Annotated in this window: 14 protein-coding genes; 11 read left to right on the top strand and 3 right to left on the bottom strand. The window is 71.9% G+C overall.

The window, feature by feature from the left end:
- The first annotated feature begins 78 nt into the window (after positions 1–78).
- Positions 79–2049 carry an ABC transporter permease gene (locus ACIGXX_RS05110; protein WP_399972903.1) on the top strand — a complete coding sequence of 657 codons (1971 nt, stop codon included), beginning with the start codon at positions 79–81 and terminating at the stop codon, positions 2047–2049.
- Between the two features lie 24 nt (positions 2050–2073).
- On the opposite strand, the gene ACIGXX_RS05105 is transcribed toward ACIGXX_RS05110, so the two are convergent.
- Positions 2074–2982 carry an aminoglycoside phosphotransferase family protein gene (locus ACIGXX_RS05105; protein ID WP_399972900.1) on the bottom strand — a complete coding sequence of 303 codons (909 nt, stop codon included), beginning with the start codon at positions 2980–2982 and terminating at the stop codon, positions 2074–2076.
- Positions 2983–3110: 128 nt separating this feature from the next.
- On the opposite strand from ACIGXX_RS05105, the gene ACIGXX_RS05100 reads away from it, so the two are divergent.
- A complete protein-coding gene (locus ACIGXX_RS05100) occupies positions 3111–3974 on the top strand; it encodes an MEDS domain-containing protein (RefSeq protein WP_399972897.1) in 864 nt (287 codons plus the stop codon).
- An 8-nt stretch (positions 3975–3982) separates the two neighbouring features.
- Positions 3983–4471, top strand: a complete 489-nt coding sequence (locus ACIGXX_RS05095; protein ID WP_351158133.1) for an ATP-binding protein — start codon at positions 3983–3985, stop codon at positions 4469–4471.
- A 329-nt stretch (positions 4472–4800) separates the two neighbouring features.
- On the opposite strand, the gene ACIGXX_RS05090 is transcribed toward ACIGXX_RS05095, so the two are convergent.
- Complete coding sequence (locus ACIGXX_RS05090; protein ID WP_351158132.1) at positions 4801–5853, bottom strand: LacI family DNA-binding transcriptional regulator; 1053 nt, start codon at positions 5851–5853, stop codon at positions 4801–4803.
- Between the two features lie 437 nt (positions 5854–6290).
- Here ACIGXX_RS05090 and ACIGXX_RS05085 point away from each other — a divergent pair, with 437 nt between their 5' ends.
- From ACIGXX_RS05085 to ACIGXX_RS05060, 6 genes are all read left to right on the top strand, one after another.
- A complete protein-coding gene (locus tag ACIGXX_RS05085) occupies positions 6291–8105 on the top strand; it encodes a coagulation factor 5/8 type domain-containing protein (protein ID WP_366464371.1) in 1815 nt (604 codons plus the stop codon).
- 84 nt (positions 8106–8189) lie between these two features.
- Entirely contained in the window at positions 8190–10106 is a 1917-nt protein-coding gene (locus tag ACIGXX_RS05080; RefSeq protein WP_399972893.1) for a discoidin domain-containing protein, read from the top strand.
- A gap of 101 nt (positions 10107–10207) precedes the next feature.
- Positions 10208–11122, top strand: a complete 915-nt coding sequence (locus tag ACIGXX_RS05075; protein ID WP_399972890.1) for a DUF1996 domain-containing protein — start codon at positions 10208–10210, stop codon at positions 11120–11122.
- Positions 11123–11226: 104 nt separating this feature from the next.
- Complete coding sequence (locus ACIGXX_RS05070; RefSeq protein WP_351158124.1) at positions 11227–11817, top strand: DUF305 domain-containing protein; 591 nt, start codon at positions 11227–11229, stop codon at positions 11815–11817.
- A gap of 656 nt (positions 11818–12473) precedes the next feature.
- Positions 12474–13709 (top strand): threonine--tRNA ligase, encoded by a 1236-nt coding sequence (gene thrS, locus ACIGXX_RS05065; protein WP_399972886.1) that lies wholly within the window; start codon positions 12474–12476, stop codon positions 13707–13709.
- Positions 13710–13815: 106 nt separating this feature from the next.
- A complete protein-coding gene (locus ACIGXX_RS05060; RefSeq protein ID WP_399974295.1) occupies positions 13816–14709 on the top strand; it encodes an SDR family NAD(P)-dependent oxidoreductase in 894 nt (297 codons plus the stop codon).
- A gap of 39 nt (positions 14710–14748) precedes the next feature.
- On the opposite strand, the gene ACIGXX_RS05055 is transcribed toward ACIGXX_RS05060, so the two are convergent.
- Complete coding sequence (locus tag ACIGXX_RS05055) at positions 14749–15660, bottom strand: LysR family transcriptional regulator (RefSeq protein ID WP_361468112.1); 912 nt, start codon at positions 15658–15660, stop codon at positions 14749–14751.
- Between the two features lie 223 nt (positions 15661–15883).
- On the opposite strand from ACIGXX_RS05055, the gene ACIGXX_RS05050 reads away from it, so the two are divergent.
- Positions 15884–16879 carry a fumarylacetoacetate hydrolase family protein gene (locus tag ACIGXX_RS05050; RefSeq protein ID WP_399974292.1) on the top strand — a complete coding sequence of 332 codons (996 nt, stop codon included), beginning with the start codon at positions 15884–15886 and terminating at the stop codon, positions 16877–16879.
- Positions 16876–17850: a cyclase family protein gene (locus ACIGXX_RS05045; RefSeq protein WP_383823801.1), complete on the top strand. Its 975-nt coding sequence runs from the start codon at positions 16876–16878 to the stop codon at positions 17848–17850. Before ACIGXX_RS05050 ends, ACIGXX_RS05045 begins: the two co-directional genes overlap by 4 nt.
- Positions 17851–17867: the final 17 nt, after the last annotated feature.

Raw genomic sequence — 17867 nt, 5'->3', positions numbered from 1 at the left:
GGGCCGGGCCGTCCCCCGCAGCGCCCCGTACGCCCCCTCACCTCGCGACACCGCTCCGAGCACACCCCAGGGACCACGATGAAACGCCCGCGCGGCCGCACCACCGGCCCCCGCACCCCGATCGCCCTGGCGATCCCCGCGCTGCTCGCCATCGCGTTCCTGATGCTGCCGCTGCTCGGAATCCTCGCCCGCACCGAGTGGAGCGACCTCGGCGCCCATCTGACCGGCGAAGGGACCACGCAGGCGCTGAAGCTGTCCCTCGTCGTCTCCTTCTGGGCGCTGGGGCTTTCCCTGCTGCTCGGGGTGCCGCTGGCCTGGCTGCTCGCCCGGGTCGACTTTCCCGGCAAGGCGGTCGTACGTTCCCTCGTCCTGCTCCCGATGGTCCTGCCGCCCACCGTGGGCGGCGTCGCCCTGCTGCTCGCGTTCGGGCGGCGCGGACTGCTCGGCCCGTGGCTGGAGGACACGTTCGGCATCACCCTGCCGTTCCAGACGTCCGGCGCGGTGATCGCGGCGACCTTCGTGGCGATGCCGTTCCTCGTCATCAGCCTCGAAGGCGCGCTCGGCGGCCTTCGCCCCCGTTACGAGGAGACGGCGGCGTCCCTGGGGGCCTCTCCCGTACGGGTGTTCCGCACCGTCACGCTGCCCATGGTCGCCCCCGGGCTCATCGCGGGAGCCGCCCTGACCTGGGCGCGGGCGCTCGGCGAATTCGGCGCGACCATCACCTTCGCCGGCAACCTTCCCGGCACCACCCAGACCCTGCCCCTCCAGGTGTATCTGCTGCTCCAGGACTCCCCCGAGGCCGCGACGTCCGTGTCCCTGCTGCTGCTCGCCATCGCCATGGCGGTGCTCGTCGCGCTGCGCGGGCGGTGGATGGGCACGCCGGGCGACCGGGGCGACCGGCGCGGGGGGCGGTCCGAGCCTCTGCCGGACGACGCGGCCGCGCCCGCGCTCCCCCAGGCCACCGAGGCCGAGCCCGCGCCGCCCGCCTCGCCGTCCGCCTCACAGCCCGAGGAGCGCTGGTCCCTGCACGCCGAGGTCACCGGCTTCAACCGACTCACCCTGGACGCCGGACCGGGCACCACCATCGCCGTCGTCGGGCCCAACGGCGCGGGCAAGACCACGCTGCTGCGCGCCCTCCTCGGCCTGACCCCGCGCGCCCACGCCGAGCTCCGCCTCGGCGACACCGACGTCACCGGACTCGCGCCGCACCGCCGTCACGTCGCCTGGGTCCCGCAGGACGGCGCCCTGTTCCCGCACATGAGCGCCCTCGCCAACACGGCGTACGGGCCGCGCGCGCTGGGTGTTCCACGGGCCGAGGCCCGGCGCCGCGCGCAGGAGTGGCTCGACCGGCTCGGCGTCGGCCACCTCGCGCACCGCAAGCCGGCCCAGGTCTCCGGCGGACAGGCCCAACGGGTGGCACTGGCAAGGGCGTTGGCGGCTCGGCCCCGGCTGCTCCTGCTGGACGAACCGCTCGCCGCGCTCGACCAGACGACCCGGGCCCGCGTGCGCCACACCCTGCGTACGCACCTGGACACCTTCGGCGGCGTCTGCCTGATCGTCACGCACGACCCCGTCGAGGCGGTGTCCCTTGCCGACCGGGTTCTCGTACTCGACCAGGGGATCGCCCTCCAGGACGAGGCGCCCGCCGAGGTGACCCGGCACCCGCGCTCCCCGTGGGTGGCCAGGATGCTGGGCCGCAACGCCTGGCCCGGCACCGCGGGACCCGAGGGGCTCGCCCTGCCCGGCGGCGGCACCCTGGTGGTCGCCGATCCGCTGCCGCCGGGCACCGAGGCGCTGGCGATCATCGCCCCGGAGGCGGTCTCCGTGCACCGCGACAGGCCCACCGGCAGCCCCCGCAACGTCTGGCCCGGCACCATCCGCGAGATCACCACCAGCGGCAGCCGCCTCCGCCTCCTGATCACCTCGTCCCGGGCGCCGGACCTCGTGGCCGAGATCACCCCGCAGGCCGCCGCCGAACTCGGCCTCTCCGACGGGGCGCCGGTGTGGACCAGCGTGAAGGCGACCGAGGTGACGGTCGTGCCCACCTGAGACGCGCGGGCCGCACGCGCCGCGTCAGCCGAAGAGTTCGTGGTCGGCCAGGACCTCGGCGATCAGGCGCCGGTCGACGGCCGCCTTGTCCGGGTCGCTGTCGACGCAGCCGCTCAGCGTCAGCAGGCACTTCCACAGCAGCCAGCCGCGGGCGCGCGCCCAGGTGCCCGCGTCCTGGCCGACCGTGCGCCGGAACGCCTCGCGGCTCTCGCCGGAGAACATCCACCAGGCGATGACCAGATCGCAGGCCGGGTCGCCGACGCCCGAGGTGCCGAAGTCGATGACGGCGGTGAGCCTGCCGTCGGCGACCAGCAGGTTCCCGGAGGCGATGTCGCCGTGGAACCACACGGGCACCCCGTGCCACCGCGCGGCGAGTGCGGCCTCCCAGACGGCCGCGGCCCTGCCCGTGTCGACGCGCCCCTCCAGGGCGGCCAGGCACCGCCGGGTCTCCTCGTCGTAGTACGCCAAAGACGCCCCTCGGTACCAGCTGTGCTCGCCGGCGAGCGGGCCCCCGGTGGTGTCGCAGCGCTGGAGGGCGAGGATGAACTCGGCCACACAGACCGCGAACCGGGCCATGTCGTCGATGCGTTCAGGAGCCGCCGTCTCACCGTCCAGCCAGCCGCGGACGGACCACGGGAAGGGATACCCCTCGCCCGGGACGCCCTGGCCCAGGATCGGCGGGACGGCGCACGGCAGGGACGGCGCGAGCCGGGGCAGCCACTCGGTCTCCTTGGCGACCGCGGGGACGTAGCCGGCGGCGGTGGGCAGCCGTGCCGTCAGATCCTCGCCCAGGCGGTACGTCCGGTTGTCCCAGCCGTCGACCTCCACGGGCCTGACCGGCAGCTCGCTCCACTGCGGGAACTGCGCGGCGACCAACCGTTTCACCAGGGCGGCGTCGATACCGGCACGCCCGTCAGGAGGAGTCGGAACCATGCGTGGATCATCGCCTCCGGCGATCGCGCCCCGCAACGAATTATCGAGTTGTCGAGCGTTTGGAACGTCTTCAGTCAACAGTGATCACCGCGGCCGTGGTGCGTCGCGCGGACCCTAAGGTCTGCCCCATGGATTCCAGTTCTGTGACCAGGACGGTCTCCGTCACCCGTATGAACTCCGGGGACCATGCCTGCCTCGGATTCGACGACGACGAAACCCGCTGGGAACTCCGTGCCGCGTACGCCGACATCGGTATTTCGCGCGGCGAGCAAGTGGTCTTCTTCACGGACCGGACGACCACCCCCGACGTCGCGGCCGAGCAGCTGAGTTCCACCGGCTTTCCCTTGGACCCCGCGCTCATGGACGGACGCCTTGTCGTGGTCAACGAAGTCCCCGGATACGACCCGGCCACCGGCTTCGACCCGGTCGAACGGGCCCAGACCTGGGTGGAGTTGACCGACAAGGCCCGCCTGGACGGCTTCTCCGGCATCCGGGTGGTCGGCGACATGGGCTGGGCCGCCGAACCGGGCGTGGACCAGGACCTCCTGGTCGAGTACGAGGCCGGGCTCTCGCCCCTCTTCGCGAAGATCGGGTTCACCGCCGTCTGCGAGTACGACCGGCGCAAGTTCAGCGACGGCGTCCTGGGCCGGATCCAGCACGCGCACCCCAAACGGCTCCTGCGGCACCTCGGCGCCCTGGACATCACCCGGTACGGCACCGAGCTGCGCGTCGCCGGGGACATCGACCTGGCGACGCGCGAGGAGTTCGACTCGGCGCTCGCCCACGCCTTAGCCGGGCCCGACCGCCCCCTCGTGCTCGACCTGTCCGAGCTGTGCTTCATGGACGTACACGGCGCGTCGACGCTGGTGCGGCTCGCGAGCAGGCTCCCCTGCGGCCACCTCATCGCGGTCCGCGGCAGGCCCGAGCAGGACAAATTGTTACGGCTCTGCGGAGCCGCCGAAGTGCCTCAACTCGTCCTGGGCGAAGGGTGATCCGCGAAGTGATCCTCAACCGCGGCATCGGCAACGACGACAACGGCGGCGACCCGGCCCCGCACCGGGTCCCGCCCAACAGCACGCTCGCCCCCGCACCGGGCAGGGCCACGCTCCTCGAACTCCCCTTCACCATGGCCGACTTGGCGCGGCTGCGACTCCAGGTGACCCGGCGTTCCGAGGACGCGGGCCTGTGCGACCCCCGGCTCAGCGACTTCGTGCTCGCCGTGCACGAGGTCGCGAGCAACGCCGTCGTGCACGGCGGCGGCAAGGGCCGCATCCATCTCGCCTACACGGGCGACGGGTTGCGGTGCGTGATCGCGGACAGCGGTCCGGGGCTCGCCCCTCCGGAGCCGTCGGCGCCAGTCGGTCTCCCCGACAGCGACGAGGCCGAGAGCGGCCGGGGCCTGTGGCTGGCCCGCGCGCTGGCCGACCACTTCGAGGTCGCCGCCTGCGCCACGGGCACCACGGTCACCCTGGTGGCGCTGCTGTGCTGAGCGACCCGGCCCAGGCGCGCGCGGGACGGATCTCCGCGCGTCGCGGCGGCGCAGCACCACGATTCCGGCCGTGAGCCCGGCGAGCGACCAGAGCGGAAGGACGAGCACCGCGGCGCCACTTCCGTAGGGGGCGCCGTCCTGCGCACGCCGTGGCGTCCGGTGGTTCCTGTCTTTCAGGCGGCGATCGTCGCTTATGAGGGGGCCTTGCACGGGAGAGGCCGATCTCGACAAGCAGGGGCAGGAGACGCTCCGCGCAAGCGCGCCAACTCCCGCACCATTGCGGCAAGTTCACACGCGAAGCCACCCGCATGCGCCGCACGGCCGCCTGATCACGCCGACGCCCGCTCCACCAGCGTCGGCCGGAACACCATCGACAGCGGCGATTCCCCCGGCTGCTTGATCCTCCCCAGCAGCAGCCGGGCCATCTCGGCGGCCATCTCCTCCACCGGCTGCCTGACCGTGGTCAGCGCGGGCTCACAGGCCCTGGCGGCCTCGCTGTCGTCGAAGCCGACCACCGCCACGTCCTGCGGCAGCCGTCTGCCCGCCCGCAGCAGGGTCTGCAGGGCGCCCTGCGCCATCAGGTCCGACGCGACGAACACCCCGTCCAGGTCCGGGTGGTGGTCCAGGAGCCGCCGCGTGGCCTCCGCGCCGCCCACCCGCGTGAAGTCCGCCTCCGCCCAGGGCGCGTCGGTGATGCCGTGCGCGGCCAGCGCGGCACGGAAGCCTTCGAGGCGCTCCTGGGCGGCCGGCATGTCCTGCGGCCCCGCGACGGTGCCGATCCTGCGGCGCCCCTCGGAGACCAGGCGGTCGACGGCCATCCGCGCCCCGGCCCGCTGGTCCACCTCCACGTACGGCAGCGGGACCGTCTCCGCCGGGCGCCCGGCGAGCACGGCGGGCAGGCCGGTCTCCGCGAGCAGCCGGGGCAGCGGATCGGAGGCGTGCGAGGAGACGAGCACCGTGCCGTCCACGTGGCCCTGCCGCAGGTACGACAGGAACTGCCGGCGCGAGGTGTCGTCGTCCACCAGCATCAGGACCATCTGGACCCCGGCGGGGCGCAGCACGTCCAGGAGCCCGCCGACCACCCTGCCGAAGTGCGGGTCGGTGAACATCCGGCCGACGAAGGGCGCCTCGACCGGCCGCCGCTCCCGCTCGGACACCACCAGGGCGATGGAGTCGGTCCGTTGGGTCACCAGGGAGCGGGCGGCCTGATTGGGGACGTAGCCGGTGTCCTCGACGGCCTCCTCCACCTTGCGGCGCAGCACCGGGTCGACGGTGGGCGCGCCGTTCACGACCCGGGAGACGGTGGCGCGCGACACCCCCGCCGTGCGGGCCACGTCCTCCAGGGTCACCGGGCGGGCGGGGCGCAGGGCGTCGGCAGTCACGGGGTCTTTATAGCAACCCCGTGGGCTGGGCGTTCAGATATCTGCACCTGAGGTGACGTCACCTGGGCGCGCGCAGCGCGTCGTTGGGCCCTCGTCACACCCTCGGACATATCACCCACGCGCGAGCGATTGACGTCAACTTTCCCACACGGTCACCTAGTTGACTTCTCTCCACCGAGTCCGTGCGACATCGTGCGCACCCCCTTGACGCGCCTTGTCGCAGACACAACTATCCAACGCGAGAGAGCGCTCTCTCAGCGATCAACGTTCAGGTTCTGAACTCAAACCGAACCCATGCGGCACCGCTCTGCCCCACTCCACCCCACCCCGGAGACCCCGGGCCGTAGACCCCGGGCCGGAGACCCACCCCGGAGCGGCACCGCCCCCCACCGTCAGCACCCGGCGCACCAACCGCCCGGCTACCAGAGAGACTTGCCATGTCTGAGCAACTGCCTCCGTCCGCCGCGAGCTCCACCCTCTCCCGCCGCACCGCCCTGGCCGCAGCCCTGGCGGTCCCGGCCACCGGTCTGCTCGCCTCCCAGGCGGTCGCCGCTCCCGACACCCCCTCGGCGCAGGTCCCCGCGGCCCGCCGCCCGCAGCCCGCGAACGCCCTCGCCCCCGACTTCGGCCCGAACGTCATCGTCTTCGACCCGTCCACCGGGGGCATCCAGGCCAAACTGGACGAGATATTCAAGAAGCAGGAGTCGGCGCAGTTCGGCACGGACCGCTACGCCCTGCTGTTCAAGCCCGGCACGTACAGCGGTCTCAACGCCCAGATCGGCTTCTACACCTCGATCATGGGCCTGGGCCTGACCCCCGACAACACCCACATCAACGGCGACGTCACCGTGGACGCCGGCTGGTTCAACGGCAACGCCACCCAGAACTTCTGGCGTTCGGCGGAGAACCTCTCCCTCTCGCCGGTCAGCGGCGCCAACCGCTGGGCCGTCTCCCAGGCCGCCCCGTTCCGCCGCATGCACGTGCGCGGCGACCTGAACCTCGCGCCCAACGGCTACGGCTGGGCCAGCGGCGGCTACATCGCCGACAGCCGCATCGACGGCACCGTCCAGCCGTACTCGCAGCAGCAGTGGTACACCCGCGACAGCTCGATCGGCGGCTGGCTCAACGCGGTGTGGAACATGGTCTTCTCCGGGGTCGAGGGCGCCCCCGGCAACTCCTTCCCCAACCCGCCCTACACCACCCTGAACACCACCCCGTACTCCCGCGAGAAGCCCTTCCTCTACCTGGACGGCGCGGAGTACAAGGTCTTCCTGCCCGCCCTGCGCACCAACGCCCGCGGCACCAGCTGGGGCAACGGCACCCCCCAGGGCCAGTCCCTCTCCCTCTCCGCCTTCTACGTCGCCAAAGCGGGCGACAGCGCGGCCACCCTCAACGCCGCCCTCGACCGGGGGCTCCACCTGCTGCTCACCCCCGGCATCTACCACCTCGACCGGCCGATCCAGGTCAAGCGGGCCAACACCGTCGTCCTCGGCCTCGGCTACGCGACCCTCATCCCGGACGGCGGGGTCACCGCGGTGAAGACCGCCGACGTGGACGGGGTGCGCCTGGCCGGATTCCTGGTCGACGCGGGGCCGCAGAGATCCGCGACGCTCGTCGAGGTGGGCCCCGCCGGCGCGGGCGCGTCGCACGTCGGCAACCCGACCACCGTCCAGGACGTGTTCATCCGCATCGGCGGCGCGGGCGCGGGCAAGGCCACCACCAGCCTGGTTATCAACAGCCGCCACACCATCGTCGACCACACCTGGGTCTGGCGCGCCGACCACGGCGACGGCGTCGGCTGGGAGACCAACCGGGCCGACTACGGCGTCGTCGTCAACGGCGCCGACGTGCTCGCCACCGGCCTGTTCGTGGAGCACTTCAACAAGTACGACGTGCAGTGGAACGGCGAGCGCGGGCGCACGATCTTCTACCAGAACGAGAAGGCGTACGACGCCCCCAACCAGGCCGCCATCCAGAACGGCGGCATCCGGGGCTACGCCTCGTACAAGGTCGCCGACTCCGTCAACACCCACGAGGGCTGGGGCCTGGGCAGCTACTGCTACTACAACGTCGACCCGACCATCGTGCAGGAGCACGGCTTCGCCGCCCCGAACAAGTCCGGCGTGAAGTTCCACCACCTGCTCGTCGTCTCGCTCGGCGGCAAGGGTCAGTACGCGCACGTCATCAACGCGATCGGTGCTCCCACGTCGGGCTCCAACACGGTGCCGTCCACGGTGGTCTCCTTCCCCTGAACCGCCTGAGCCGCGTGAACCGCCCGAACCCATGAACCCCCTTACAGCACCGGCCAGTTGCCCCTCACCCGCAAGGAGAGCAGCATGCGCTCCGGCACCTCACGAAGAACCGGCACCTCCCGAAGGAAGAGACGCACCCCTGTCGTCGCGCTCGCGACGGCCTGCGTCCTGACCCTGCTGACCGGCCTCGCCTCCGCCGCGCCGGCCGACCCTCCCGGCGCGGTCGCCGCCGCGGCCTGGGACACCGACCGCGCCGCCGAGGCGTACACCGCGAACCCGGCATCCGCGACCGCGTCCGGCAACGAGGCGGGCACCGCCGGACCCGGCGCCGCCTTCGACGGCAACGCGTCGACCCGCTGGTCCAGCCAGTTCGCCGACGACGCGTGGATACGCCTCGACCTCGGCGCCACCCTGCGCGTCGACCGCGTCGTCCTGGACTGGGAAGCCGCCTACGGCAAGAAGTACGTCCTGGAGGTGTCGAGGAACGGCACCGACTGGACCCCCTTCTACACCGAGACGGCGGGCACCGGCGGCTCCGTCACCGCCCACACCTACCCCCAGGAAGTGACGGGCCGCTACGTCAGGATGCGCGGCGTCGAACGCGCCACGCCCTGGGGCTACTCGCTGCACGCCTTCAAGGTCTACGGCGGCGCACCCGCCCCCGCCTCGACCACCCGCTCGAACCTCGCCCTGAACCACCCCGCCTACTCCAACCGCTACCAGCACGCGGGCAACGCACCCTCCTTCGTGACCGACGGCGGCTGGCCCGCCGACCTCAAGGCCGATCAGACCCGCTGGTCCAGCGACTGGAACGCCAACCGCTGGGTCTCGGTCGACCTGGGCGCGCGCTCCACCATCGACACGGTGGACCTGTACTGGGAGGCGGCCTACGCCGTCGACTACGAGCTCCAGGTCTCCGACGACAACCAGAACTGGCGCACGGTGCACAAGCCCTCCGCCGCGGAGGTCGCCGCGCGCCGCGCCGACGTCAAGTCCCCCGCCGACGCGGTGGGCCGGCACGACAGCGTGCGCCTCTCGCAGCCCGCGACCGGGCGCTACGTGCGGATGCTCGGCAAGGAACGCCGGTCCTTCTACAACCCGGCCCCCGCCACCGCCCAATTCGGCTACTCGCTCTATGAGTTCCAGGTGTGGGGCACGGGCGGCAGCGCGTCCGCCGCGTACCCGGCACTGCCGGGGGACCAGTCGGGGACGTACAGGACGACGTTCTTCGACGACTTCACCGGTGCGAGCCTGGACCGCTCCAAGTGGCGCGTCGTCAGGACCGGCCAGGAGATGGGCTCGGTCAACGGCGAGTCGCAGGCGTACGTCGACTCCACGAACAACATCCGTACGGAGAACGGCAGTCTGGTCCTGGAGGCCGACTACTGCGACAACTGCACCACCGCGGGCGGCGCCACCTACGACTTCACCTCGGGCCGCGTCGACACCAACACCAAGTTCGACTTCACGTACGGCAAGGTCAGCGCGCGCATGAAGCTGCCGGTCGGCGACGGGTTCTGGCCCGCCTTCTGGATGCTGGGCAGCGACGTGGACGACCCGAACGTCTCGTGGCCCGCCTCCGGCGAGACCGACATCATGGAGAACATCGGCTACGCGGACTGGACCAGCACCGCCCTGCACGGCCCCGGCTACTCGGCGGACGGCAACATCGGTGCCCGCCAGACGTACCCGAACGGCGGCACCGCCGACCAGTGGCACACGTACGCGGTGGAGTGGACGCCCACCACCATGCGCTTCTACGTCGACGACCGTCTCGTCCAGGAGACGACGCGCAGCAAGCTGGAGTCCACCCGCGGCGAGTGGGTCTTCGACCACGACCAGTACGTCATCCTCAACCTCGCCCTGGGCGGCGCCTATCCGGCGGGCTGGAACAAGGTCACCCAGCCGTACTGGGGGCTGCCGCAGTCCAGCGTCGACAAGATCGCCGCCGGTGGGGTCAAGGCGGAGATCGACTGGGTGCGGGCGGAACAGAAGAGCTGAGTTCGCCACGCCTGCCCACACCGGGATTCCGCACACCGAGTCCTCGCACCGGGACTGCTCACGCCGATGTCTCACATCGAATCGAACCGAACGGAGCTCTCGTGACCAGACACCCCGCTCCCCCGAAGCCGGAACCACCCCGCCACCGTCGCCGTCCGCGACTGCCCTTGGCCCTGTTGGCCTTGGCCCTGCCGCTCCTTGGCGTCACCCTCCCCGAGAGCGGCGCGATGGCGGCAGCCGCCCCCAAGGCGGACGTCGTGCGCGTGGCCGAGTTCCTGGCCGAGTGCCCCGCGAGCCACCGCGCGCCGGACGACCCGATCATCTTCCCCGGCCTGCCCGGCGCCTCCCACATGCACAGCTTCTTCGGCAACACCTCGACCGACGCCCACTCCGACCTGAACAGCCTGGACGGCTCCGCGAGCACCTGCGCGCCGGACACCGACCTCTCCGCCTACTGGGTGCCGACCCTGTACGAGGGCAGCACTCCGGTCGAGCCGACCGGCACCACCTTCTACTACCTCGGCGAGGGAGTACGGGACGACATCATCGCCAAGACCCGGCCCCTGCCCCGCGGCCTGCGCATCGTGGCGGGCAACGCCAAGGCCACCGGCCCCGGCGACAACACCATCTCCCGCTGGTCCTGCCTGCACCACGGCGAGGTCGGCTCGTCGCCCGGCTTCGTGAACTGCCCGGCCGGATCGATGCTGGAGTCCTACCTCGACTTCCCGCAGTGCTGGAACGGCAAGGACCTCGACTCCGCGGACCACAAGAGCCACATGTCCTACCCGGTGAACGGCGCCTGCCCCACCACCCACCCGGTTCCGGTGCCCAAGCTCCGGCAGGTCCTGCGCTACCCCGTCAACGGCGACCCGTCGGACCTGCGGCTGGCCTCGGGAGCGGGGTACACGATGCACGGCGACTTCATCAACGTATGGCCCGAGGACGAGATGGAACGCCGGGTGCGGGACTGCATCAGGCCGATCGTCAAATGCGGTGCCGACGGACGTCCGTCCTGACTCACTTACGCGACCCCTCCGACCTCAACTCACCCTCTCCGCAAGCCCCGTGCCCGGCCGGACTCCCCTCCGGCCGGGCACGGGCCCGCCCTCCGGAAGCGCTCATGAAGCCGGCACCCGCTCTCATCACCCCCGCGCTCGGCCTGTTCCTGCCCCTGGCTCTGGTCTCGTCCTTGCTCCTGGCCGGCTGCTCGGAACCGTCCGCCCCGGCCGCCACTCCCACCCCCTCCGCGCGCCCCGCCCTCTCCGGGGCCACCGCCACCGACACCGGCTGGATCCAGTTGCTGATCCCGATGGACGACCAGGCCGGGCAGCTCCTCGAACTCGCCGCCGACCGCGCGTCGGCGCCGCGCCTGGCCACCTGGGCGGTCGAGTGCGCCGAGGACCACGGATCGGAACTCGCCCGGCTACGCGTCCTGTTGCTTCGCATGGGGCTGCCCGACACCAATGTGCACCGGGGCCACGACATGCCCGGCATGGTCACCGAAGCCGACCTCGCCCGGGGCCGTCGGCTGACCGGCGCCGCCTTCGACCGCTTCGTCCTCCAGGAGCTCCGCGACCACCTCGGCCAGTCGCGGCGCGTCTCACGCTCCGCCGCCCGCTCGGCAGGCAGCGGCGAGGTCCGCCGTCTCGCCGCCCGCATCGCCGACACACGCACCGGCCAGCTGAGGGCGTTGCCCCACGTTCAGGAATGACATAGCACACCGGTTCGGACCAACTCCGCACTTGTGTACGGACGGTGGGGGAAGACGGAGTAGCGTCGGGATCGTGCGATCGGAGCTGCCGTAGGGATGGCGGCCGCCGCGCACGGGGTGGCGACGGCCGCCCGGGGCGCGAGGAACGAGGCTCCCCCTCGTCGCTTCCTCGCGCGGTGCCCTCCATGGGTGAGATGCGGAATCTTCCCACCACGAAGGGCTGTGGCAGGAGCCGCGTCGTCGGTGATGCGGCTCCCGCTGGCCTGCGGGGGTCCACTCGGCGCCGAGCAGGAAGGCGCAGGACGGCTGCCGGTGCGACCACGGAGCTGCGTCCTGACTCCTCGGCCGAGGACAGGACCCCTCCACGCATGATCGGAACAGGCTTCGGACAGCCTGTTTCCCCGGTTCGTCCGCGGCCCCCTTCCCGGTCGTGCCGCGGAAAATACCGAGTCGCCCTCGCCGATCCTCTGTTAGCGTCACCGGCATGAAGCGCGCTGCGATGACGACGACGCCGGAGAGTGTCCCGGCGCGCTGACCGATGTCTCAGTCGAAAGCCCCGGGGCGAGTGCCCCGGGGCTTCGCCGTGCGGTCACTCGCCCGATGTACCCGACGTACGCCATACACCCGGCGTACGCGACGTAGGCGAGGAGACCGCCATGCCCGACCGTCACGACCACCGCAGGCTCGGCCGCGAGCTGGACCTGTTCGACACCGACCCCCTGATCGGCGCCGGACTGCCGTACTGGCTGCCCGACGGCGCGGCGGTGCGGCACACCCTGGAGGAGTACATCCGCACCGCCGAGCGGAAGGCGGGGTACCGGCACGTGTACTCACCGGTGCTCGGCAAGCGGGAACTGTACGAGATCTCCGGGCACTGGTCGCACTACAGCGAGGACATGTTCCCGCCGATGGACCTCGGCGGCGAGCAGGTCGTCCTGCGGCCGAGCCTGTGCCCCCACCACGCGGTGATCTACCGTTCCCGCTCCCACAGCTACCGCGAACTGCCTCTTCGCATGGCCGAGTTGGGCGGCATGTACCGCTCCGAGCTCTCGGGCGTGCTCGGCGGCCTCACCCGGGTCCGGTCCATCCACCTCAACGACGCGCACATCTTCTGCACCCTGGACCAGGTCGCCGAGGAGGCACGGTCCGCCCTGGAGATGATCCGCCGGGCGTACGAGGACCTCGGCATCACCGCGGCCCGCTACCGCCTCTCCCTGCCGGGACCCGGCGGGAAGTACGTCGCCGCCCCCGAGATGTGGCAGCGGTCCACCGCCCTGCTGACCGACGTCCTCGACCGGTCGGGGCTTGTCTACGAAGCCGTCGAAGGCGAAGCCGCGTTCTACGGCCCCAAGATCGACGTCCAGGTCACCGACGGAGCGGGGCGGGAATCCACCCTGTCCACCGTCCAGGTCGACTTCCACCAGCCCGAGCGGTTCGACCTGCACTACATCGGCGCGGACGGCGCGAAACACCGGCCGGTCATGGTCCACCGCAGCATCATCGGCAGCGTGGAACGAGCCGTCGCCCACCTCATCGAGCAGCACGGCGGCGCCTTCCCCGCCTGGCTCGCCCCCACCCAGCTCGCCGTCCTGCCGCTCTCCGACGCCGAGCGGCCGAACGCCGACGCGTTCGCGCGGCGCTGCGGGGAGCTCGGGCTGCGGGCCGAGATCGCCGGGCCGGAGCGCGGCACCCTGGGGGCCCGCGTCAGAGAGGCCCGCCTGGTGCCCTACCAGGCGGTCATCGGCGCCAAGGAAGCCGCCGACGACCATGTCGCCCTGCGCCTGCGCGGCGGGCGCCGACTCGACCCGGCGCCCGCCGACGAGGTGCTCGCCCGCATCGGCGCGCTCACCGCCGCGCACAGCACCGACCTGTGGGGCGGCTCGCCTTCGTAGGACGGCGGAACAGCGGAGCAACTGAGTCGGAGGCACCTGCCCCCTTGGGGCGCTACGCTCGATGGCGTCCCGGATCGGCGGCTCCCGAGGGGGCAGCGTGTCAACGATGGTGATGACCGGCGGCACTTCGGGCTTCGGAGCGATCGCCGCCGGACGACTGGCGCGGTCGGGCCAGGCCCGGCTCATCCTGGGGTCACGCCGTACGGCACCGGACGGCGATTCGATCCCGCTGGACCTGACGGCGCTCGACTCGGTGCGGGCCTTCGCGGCGGCAGTGCGTGAACGGCTGGGCGGTACTCCGATCGACGCGCTGGTCCTGAACGCAGGCGTGGTCCGTCCCGACACCACCGGCAGAACCGTGGACGGCTTCGAGACGACCTTCGCGGTCAACCACCTCGCGCACCACCTGCTGGTGCGCCTGCTGCTGCCCGCGCTGCGGGAGGGCGCGCTCGTCGTCCTGACGACGAGCGGGACGTACGACCCCGCCACCCGGGCCGGGTTGACTCCGCCGCGCCACGCCGACGCGGAACTGCTCGCCCACCCCGATCACGATCCCGGCCGCGACCCCAGGCCGCGCAAGGCGGGCGAGCAGGCGTACACCGCGTCCAAGCTGTGCGCCGTCCTCACCGCCCGAACACTGGCCGGGTACCCGACGCGTCGGCTCACCGCGCTCGCCTACGATCCGGGCCAGGTCTTCGGAACAGGCCTGGCCAAGGACCTCTCGTTCCCCCTCCGAACGGCCTGGTCGCTCCTCGGCACGCCGGTACTCGGCCGACCGCTGCGCAGGCTCAACCCGCACTTCAACACCCGTACGGCGGCCGGGAACACCCTGGCCGACCTGGTTCTCGGCATCGCGAAGCCGCCGGGCGGTCGTCTGCTCGCCGCCCTGCGCCAGGGGCGGCTCACCTGGCCGGAGCTGTCGGAGCTCGCGCGCAGGGACGAGGTGGCGCGAGCGCTGTGGGAGGACAGCGGGAGGCTGGTCGGGCTGCCGGTGCGGTGACGGCGGGAGGCCTGACCGCGGGGCTGCGGAGCTGCGGGCTCAGGACGTCTCCGCGATCCGGGCGCCGACCTCGGCTGCCGTCTCGCGCAGCCAGATGTGGGCCGCGTCGTGCGTGTGCGCGGGATGCCACCACAGGGCTTCCCTCAACGGCACTGCCTCATACGGTGGTTCGAGAATTCTGACCGGGGCGACCGGAGCCAGCAGCCGGGCGAGCCGTTCCTGGACCAGGGCGATCCGGCGGGTTCCCGCGACCAGGAGCGGCAGGGTCTGGAAGCTGTCCACCGAGACCTCGACGCGCGGCTCGATGCCGAGCATGCCCAACTGCCGTACGGCAGGGGCGTCGTAGGTCCGCTGGTAGGTCACCCACGGCAGCAGCGCGAGGTCGTCGCGGGTGAGGTGATCGCCGACGTCGGGGTGGTCGTCCGCGACGAGGAAGACCCAGCGGTCCTCGTAGAGGTCGGTGGCGGGCAGGTCGTTGACGATGCCGTGCGGCATGAGCAGCCCGTCGGCCGAGCTGAGCAGTACGCCGGTGTCGTCGACGACGGTGGTCGGGGTCTGGGTGAAGCGCAGCCGGATGCCGGGCGCCGACGCGTGCACCGTACGGGCGAGTTCGGCGCCGAAGACGGCGACCGCGTAGTCCGACGCCAGCAGTCTGAACTCCCGGTGCTCCTGGGCCGGGTCGAAGCTGGCCTGGCTGCTGAAGAGGCGGTCGAGGAGGTCGTAGACGGTGGAGGTGCGGTCGAGGAGCACCTGGCCGAGCGCGGTGAGCGTGTAGTGGCCGCCGCTCCTGGCGAGCAGGTCGTCGTCGAAGTGGCGGCGCAGGCGGGCCAGGGCCGCGCTCATGGCGGGCTGGCTGAGGCCGACCCGCTCCCCGGCGCGGGTCACGTTGCGCTCTTCGAGGAGGGCGCGCAGGGCGACGACGAGGTTGAGGTCGAGGCTGGCCAGGTTCATGGGCTCCACCATAAACGCGGTGGATTCCCGGTATCCACAGAATCGATTTCCCTGATCCAGGGTGGTGGGTCCAGATTGGTCACACCGCACTCAGGAGGACATGTTCGTGAAAGCCGAACCCGCATCCGCTTCTGCTTCTGCTTCTGCTTCTGCTTCTGCTTCCGCAGCTGTATCCGCCTCCGCGTCCGGACCCGCGTCCGCGCTCTTCGCCGGGCCTTTCGCCATCGGCACCCTCTCCGCCTCGGACCGGACCGACCCCTCGGGCTTTCCCGCGCTCGTGACGCCCGAGGGGCAGGCGGTCGACGTACGCGCGGCCTTCGGAGAGCCGGCGCTGACCGTGCGCGGACTGCTCGAACGCTGGGACGAGTTCCTCCCCCGGCTGCGCGCGCTGGCCACCGACGGCGGTGCGGTGCGAAGGCCGCTCGCGGAGTTCCGGGTGCACGCGCCGGTCGAGCCGCGGCAGGTCTTCCAGTCCGGCGCCAACTACCGCAAGCACGTCATCGACCTCCATGTAGCCCACCGCGCCCCGTCGGACGAGCGGTCCGAGGAGGAGCGGCGCGAGGAGGCCGCCGCGCTCATGGACCGGCGGGCGGCCGAGGACCTGCCGTACGTGTTCATCGGCCTGCCGAGTGCGATCACGGGTCCGTACGACGATGTCGTCCTGCCCGCGTGGGCACAACAGCCGGACTGGGAACTGGAGTTGGCGGCGGTGATTGGACGCCCCGCCCATCAGGTGCCGGTGGACGAAGCGCTGCGGTACGTAGCCGGATACACCATCGCCAACGACCTCACCGACCGGGCGACCGTGTTCCGCCGGGACATGCCGCAGATCGGCACCGACTGGCTGCGCAGCAAGAACGCGCCCGGCTTCACCCCGCTCGGGCCGTGGATCGTGCCCGCCGGATCGATCCCCGATCCGGGTGATCTGCGGGTCACGCTGAAGCTCAACGGCGAGACCATGCAGGACGAGTCCACCAAGGACATGATCTTCGACGTCGCACGCATGGTCTCGTACGCGTCCCAGTCGGCCCAACTCCTGCCCGGTGACGTCGTGTTGACGGGCTCCCCGGCGGGCAACGGCATGCACTGGGGGCGGCTGCTGCGCGACGGCGACGTCATGGACGGCTCCCTCACGGGACTCGGCGCCCAGCGCACCCGATGCGTGGCGCAGAGCGTGCCGGAGCATGTGGCGGCGAGCGCGGCGGAGGTGGCACCGTGACGTCGCCGGACCGCGCCGACTTCACCGACCCGGAGGGCGCGATCGCCCGCACCGCCACGTCGTGCTCCAACTGGGGGCGTTGGGGCGCGGACGACGTGCTCGGCACCCTCAACTTCCTCGACGAGGCCAAGCGGCGGGAGGGCGCGGCACTGGTCCGGCGCGGGGCGAGCTTCTCCCTCTCCCAGCGCTTCGACACGCACGGCCCGCAGCGGGGCTGGCGCCGCCGCAGCAACCCGGTGCACACGATGCTCGACACGGGCGCCGACTTCGCCCTCGGCAACCACCCCTTCCCGCACGGCCTGGGCGGCGCGGACGACGTGATCTCGATGCCGCTCCAGTGCTCGACGCAGTGGGACGGGCTCGGGCACATCTTCGACCACGGCAAGGCGTGGAACGGCCGGGACGCCGCTCGGGTCGTCACCTCCGAGGGCGACCTGGTGACCGGCATCGAGCACATGGCGCCACACGTCGCCGGGCGCGGGGTGCTCCTCGACGTGGGCCGGGTGATCGGCGACGACGGCGAGCTGCCCGACGGGTTCGCGATCACCGAGGAGCACCTCACCGCGACAGCGGATGCGCACGGGGTCCGGGCCGGGCGCGGCGACATCGTCCTCGTCCGCACCGGGCAGCTGGCCCGCACCCGCCGCGACGGCTGGGGCGACTACGCGGGTGGTCCGGCCCCCGGTCTCTCCTTCACCACCGCGGGCTGGCTGCACGGCACCGAGATGGCCGCGCTCGCCACCGACACCTGGGGATTCGAGGTGCGGCCCAACGAGTTCGAGCACGCCTTCCAGCCGCTGCACCAGATCGCGATCCCCCACATCGGCCTGCTGATCGGCGAGATGTGGGACCTCGACGCGCTCGCCGACGACTGCGCGGCCGACGGGGTGTACGAGTTCTGGCTCACCGCAGCGCCCCTGCCGATCACCGGCGCCGTAGGCTCCCCGGTCAATCCGGTGGCCGTCAAGTGAGCACAGACACAAGGGAG

This window comes from Streptomyces sp. NPDC055243, assembly GCF_044544025.1.
Lineage (GTDB): Bacteria > Actinomycetota > Actinomycetes > Streptomycetales > Streptomycetaceae > Streptomyces.
Note: the sequence above shows the minus strand (reverse complement) of the source record. Positions and strands in the feature narration are given on the sequence as shown.

Bases quoted from the DNA above. Each gene is read 5' to 3' on its own strand.
- ACIGXX_RS05110 (WP_399972903.1), top strand. From the start codon at position 79: ATGAAACGCCCGCGCGGCCGCACCACCGGCCCCCGCACCCCGATCGCC.
- ACIGXX_RS05105 (WP_399972900.1), bottom strand. From the start codon at position 2,982: ATGGTTCCGACTCCTCCTGACGGGCGTGCCGGTATCGACGCCGCCCTG.
- ACIGXX_RS05100 (WP_399972897.1), top strand. From the start codon at position 3,111: ATGGATTCCAGTTCTGTGACCAGGACGGTCTCCGTCACCCGTATGAAC.
- ACIGXX_RS05085 (WP_366464371.1), top strand. From the start codon at position 6,291: ATGTCTGAGCAACTGCCTCCGTCCGCCGCGAGCTCCACCCTCTCCCGC.
- ACIGXX_RS05080 (WP_399972893.1), top strand. From the start codon at position 8,190: ATGCGCTCCGGCACCTCACGAAGAACCGGCACCTCCCGAAGGAAGAGA.
- ACIGXX_RS05070 (WP_351158124.1), top strand. From the start codon at position 11,227: ATGAAGCCGGCACCCGCTCTCATCACCCCCGCGCTCGGCCTGTTCCTG.
- thrS (WP_399972886.1), top strand. From the start codon at position 12,474: ATGCCCGACCGTCACGACCACCGCAGGCTCGGCCGCGAGCTGGACCTG.
- ACIGXX_RS05060 (WP_399974295.1), top strand. From the start codon at position 13,816: ATGGTGATGACCGGCGGCACTTCGGGCTTCGGAGCGATCGCCGCCGGA.
- ACIGXX_RS05055 (WP_361468112.1), bottom strand. From the start codon at position 15,660: ATGAACCTGGCCAGCCTCGACCTCAACCTCGTCGTCGCCCTGCGCGCC.